The organism is Streptomyces synnematoformans, assembly GCF_039531005.1.
GTDB classification, from domain to species: Bacteria; Actinomycetota; Actinomycetes; order Streptomycetales; family Streptomycetaceae; genus Streptomyces; species Streptomyces synnematoformans.
The window spans coordinates 1-4290 of sequence record NZ_BAAAPF010000446.1; the positions used below are offsets into that span (position 1 = coordinate 1).

General features: G+C 76.2%; 3 protein-coding genes and 1 pseudogene. 3 read left to right on the plus strand and 1 reads right to left on the minus strand.

All coding sequences use genetic code 11. The annotated features are described in order from the left end of the window. A pseudogene (locus ABD317_RS34050) lies at positions 1-903 on the plus strand (PD-(D/E)XK nuclease family protein); the annotation flags it as partial. A gap of 105 nt (positions 904-1008) precedes the next feature. Next, positions 1009-1959, plus strand: a complete 951-nt coding sequence (gene nudC, locus ABD317_RS34055; protein ID WP_027754025.1) for an NAD(+) diphosphatase — start codon at positions 1009-1011, stop codon at positions 1957-1959. Positions 1960-1995: 36 nt separating this feature from the next. Here the strand turns inward: nudC and ABD317_RS34060 are convergent, their stop codons facing one another. Then, on the minus strand, positions 1996-2253 hold the full coding sequence (locus tag ABD317_RS34060) for a mycoredoxin (RefSeq protein ID WP_344295232.1): 258 nt from the start codon (positions 2251-2253) through the stop codon (positions 1996-1998). 179 nt (positions 2254-2432) lie between these two features. On the opposite strand from ABD317_RS34060, the gene ABD317_RS34065 reads away from it, so the two are divergent. Then, on the plus strand, positions 2433-4290 hold a 1858-nt coding region (locus ABD317_RS34065), incomplete at its 3' end, for an ATP-dependent helicase (RefSeq protein ID WP_344295235.1).

Genomic DNA, 4290 nt, shown 5'->3' on the forward strand with positions numbered 1-4290 from the left:
GACCGGTCCGGTACGGGCCGGGTCCGACGCTCCCGCCGAAGCCGAAGCCGAAGCCGAAGCCGAAGCCGAAGCCGAAGCCGCGCCGCAGGCGCCGGCCGGTGCGCCGCCGGGGCCGCGGGGGGGCACACCGCCGCTGGAGACGGCGCCGACGGTGCCCGCCCACATCCCGCCGCAGGACCCGCCGCAGGCGCCTCCGCGGAGCCCGCCGGCCGCCTCGGGCCCGCCGACGCACGCGTGGTCGCGTCGTGGGACCGCGACATCGACGCCCTCGAAGCCGAACTCCTCGCCGCCCGGCACCCCGTCCGCGACGTCGCCCTGCCCGCGTCCCTCACCGCCTCCCAGCTCCTCCGCCTCGCCGCCGACCCCGACGGCTTCGCGCGGGAGCTGGCCCGGCCCATGCCGCGGCCGCCGCGGCCCGCCGCGCGGCGCGGCACCCGGTTCCACGCCTGGGTCGAGTCCCGCTTCGAGGCGCTGCCGCTGCCCATGCTCGGGCCCGACGAGCTGCCCGGCGGGGAGGAGGACGCCCAGGAGATCGCCGACGAGCGCGAGCTGGCCGCGCTCAAGGAGGCGTTCGAGCGCTCCCCGTACGCCCGGCGCACGCCGTACCGGCTGGAAGCCCCCTTCCAGCTCAGCCTCGCCGGCCGCCTCATCCGCGGCCGTATCGACGCCGTCTACCGCGACCCCGGCGGCTACGAGATCGTCGACTGGAAGACCGGCCGCAGCGGCACCGCCGATCCCCTCCAGCTCGCCGTCTACCGCCTCGCCTGGGCCGAGCAGGAAGGGCTGCCGCTCGACGGCGTCACCGCCGCCTTCCTGTACGTACGCACCGGGGAGATCGTCCGTCCGCCCGGGCTGCCGGGCAGAGCGGAGCTGGAGGCCCTGCTGTCCGGCCGGACAGATTAGGCTCGGGGGCATGTGCATCACCTCCGGCAGCGTCGCCGCCCCTCCGGCGTGCCCGCGGGACGAGTGCGAGGGGGCCGTGAGCGGCGCGGCGGAAGGGAAGCAGCAGTGACCACGGGCATCGACCGGGCGGCCTCTCGGCCGGTCTCCTTCACGGCGGACAGCGGCGTCGACCGCGCCGCCCACCACCGCCTCGACGAGGCGTGGCTGGCGGCGGCCTGGAGCCATCCGACGACCCGGGTCTTCGTGGTCAGCGAGGGCCAGGTGCTCATCGACGACGCCCCCGACGGCGGCACGCAGCTGGTGACGACGCCGGCCTTCGAGGCCCCGCCGACCGAGCAGCACCGCTACTTCCTCGGCACCGACGCCGACGGCGTGCGCTACTTCGCGCTGCAGAAGGACTCGCTGCCCGGCCGCATGGACGACACCGCCCGCCCTGCCGGGCTGCGCGAGGCCGGGCTGCTGCTGTCGGAGCGGGACGCCGGGCTGATGGTGCACGCCGTCGCGCTGGAGAACTGGCAGCGGCTGCACCGCTTCTGCTCGCGCTGCGGCGAGCGCACGGTCATCGCCGCCGCGGGCCACATCCGCCGCTGCCCGGCGTGCGGCGCCGAGCACTATCCCCGTACCGACCCCGCCGTGATCATGGCCGTGACGGACCCGGAGGACCGGATCCTGCTGGGCCGGCAGCTGCACTGGCCGGAGGGACGCTTCTCGACTCTGGCGGGCTTCGTCGAGCCCGGCGAGTCGCTGGAGCACGCCGTGCGGCGGGAGGTCTACGAGGAGGCCGGCGTGGTCGTCGGCGACGTCGACTACGTGTCCAGCCAGCCGTGGCCGTTCCCGTCCAGCCTCATGGTGGGCTTCCGCGCGCGGGCGGCGGACGCGAAGGGCGCGGAGATACGCGTGGACGGCGAGGAGCTGCACGAGGCGCGCTGGTTCTCGCGCGCGGAGCTGGGCGCCGCGTACGCGTCGGGCGAGGTGCTGCCGCCGTACGGGATCTCGATAGCGGGGCGCCTGATCGAGCTGTGGTACGGCTCGGACCTGCCGCGGCGGCCGGGCTGACGGCCGCCGCGGGGCCCGCCGCCCCCCTCGCCGGGGTCAGGCGCCGAGGGCGGCCTTGACCTGGGCCAGGGAGGGGTTCGGCATGGCGACGGAGTCGCCGCCCTGGCGCGGGACCACGACGACGGTGGGCACCAGCTGGTTGCCGTCGTTCACGCTCTCCACGTAGGCGGCGGAATCCGGGTCCTGCTCGATGTTGATCTCCTCGAAGGGGATGCCCTCGCGGTCCATCTGGCTCTTGAGCCGGCGGCAGTAGCCGCACCACGTGGTGCTGTACATCGTGACGGTGCCCGCCATGTCGCTGCGCTCCTTAGGGGTCGGCCGGGTCGCGGCGCGGTCTGTTCCGGAGAGTGAACGTACCCCGGGCCGCCGCCATTCCCGGGTCCCGCCCGCCCCGCCTGTGGACAACCGGGCGGGGACGCGGGGCCTGTGGACAACCGGCACACCCGTCGCGGCGGACCTGGCAGCATGGCGGGGTGACAGCAGTACCGCAGCCCCCGCAGTCCACCCGGCCCTCCCTGTCCACGGAGCCCACGGAGCCCACGGCGCACACGGAGTTCCCCGCCGTCCCGGGCTCGGCCGACGCGGTGCTGGCCGGGCTCGACCCGGAGCAGCGCGAGGTGGCGACGGCGCTGCGCGGCCCGGTGTGCGTGCTGGCCGGCGCGGGCACGGGCAAGACCCGCGCCATCACGCACCGCATCGCGTACGGGGTCCGGGCCGGCGTGCTCCAGCCGGCGAGCGTGCTGGCCGTGACGTTCACGAACCGGGCGGCCGGCGAGATGCGCGGCAGGCTGCGCCAGCTCGGCGCCCCCGGCGTGCAGGCGCGGACGTTCCACTCCGCCGCGCTGCGGCAGCTGCAGTACTTCTGGCCGAGGGCCGTCGGCGGCGAGCTGCCGCGGCTGCTGGAGCGCAAGGTCCAGCTGGTCGCGGAGGCCGCGGCGCGCGCTCGGGTCCGCCTCGACCGCAACGAGCTGCGGGACGTCACCGGCGAGCTGGAGTGGGCGAAGGTCACCCAGACCGCCCCCGAGGACTACGCCGCGGTGCTCGCCAAGACCGGGCGCGACGCCCCGCGGGACCCGGCGGAGATCGCCGGCGTCTACCGGGGGTACGAGCAACTGAAGCGCGACCGCGGCGTCATCGACTTCGAGGACGTGCTGCTGCTCACCGTCGGCGTCCTGCAGGACCGGCCGGACATCGCCGAGCAGGTGCACCGGCAGTACCAGCACTTCGTCGTCGACGAGTACCAGGACGTCAGCCCCCTGCAGCAGCGGCTGCTGGAGCTGTGGCTCGGCGGCCGGGACAGCCTGTGCGTCGTCGGCGACGCCAGCCAGACGATCTACTCCTTCACCGGCGCCACCCCCGACCACCTGCTGGACTTCCGTGTCCGCCACCCCGGCGCCACGGTCGTCAAGCTCGTCCGGGACTACCGCTCCACCCCCCAGGTCGTCCACCTGGCCAACGGCGTGCTCGCCCAGGCGACCGGGCGGGCCGCCGCGGCCCGGCTGGAGCTGGTGGCGCAGCGCGAGCCGGGCCCCGAGCCCGCCTTCACGGAGTATGCGGACGAGCCCGCCGAGGCCGAGGGCACCGCCCGGCACATCCGCCGGCTGATCGACGCGGGCGTGCCGCCCAGCTCCATCGCCGTGCTGTACCGGATCAACGCCCAGTCGGAGGTCTACGAGCAGGCGCTCGCCGACCGGTCCGTGCCGTACCAGATGCGGGGCGCGGAGCGGTTCTTCGAGCGCCCCGAGGTGCGCGAGGCCGGGGTCCGGCTGCGCGGGGCGGCCGTGGCGGACAGGAACGACGCGCTGCTGGACGAGGCCGGCCGGGACGGCGACCTGGCCGCGCAGGTGCGGGCCGTGCTCGGCGGGATGGGCTGGTCGCCGGAGGCGCCGGCGGGGTCGGGCGCGGTGCGCGACCGCTGGGAGTCGCTGGCCGCGCTGGTGCGGCTGGCCGAGGACTTCGGGCGGGCCCGGCCGGGCGCGGGGCTGGCGGACCTGGTCGAGGAGCTGGCGGAGCGCGCCGCGGCGCAGCACGCCCCGACGGTCGAGGGTGTGACCCTCGCCTCACTGCACGCCGCAAAGGGCCTGGAGTGGGACGCGGTGTTCCTGGTGGGGCTCACCGAGGGCATGCTGCCGATCACCTACGCGAAGACGCCCGAGCAGGTCGAGGAGGAGCGCCGGCTGCTGTACGTCGGCATCACCCGGGCCCGGGTGCACCTGACGCTGTCCTGGGCGCTGTCCCGCGCGCCGGGCGGGCGGGCCGCGCGACGGCCGAGCCGCTTCCTGACCGGGCAGCGTCCGGGCCCCGGGCGCGGGGGCGGCGCCGGGGCGGCGC

Coding starts and splice junctions, on each gene's coding strand:
- ABD317_RS34060 (WP_344295232.1), bottom strand. CDS start 2,253: ATGGCGGGCACCGTCACGATGTACAGCACCACGTGGTGCGGCTACTGC.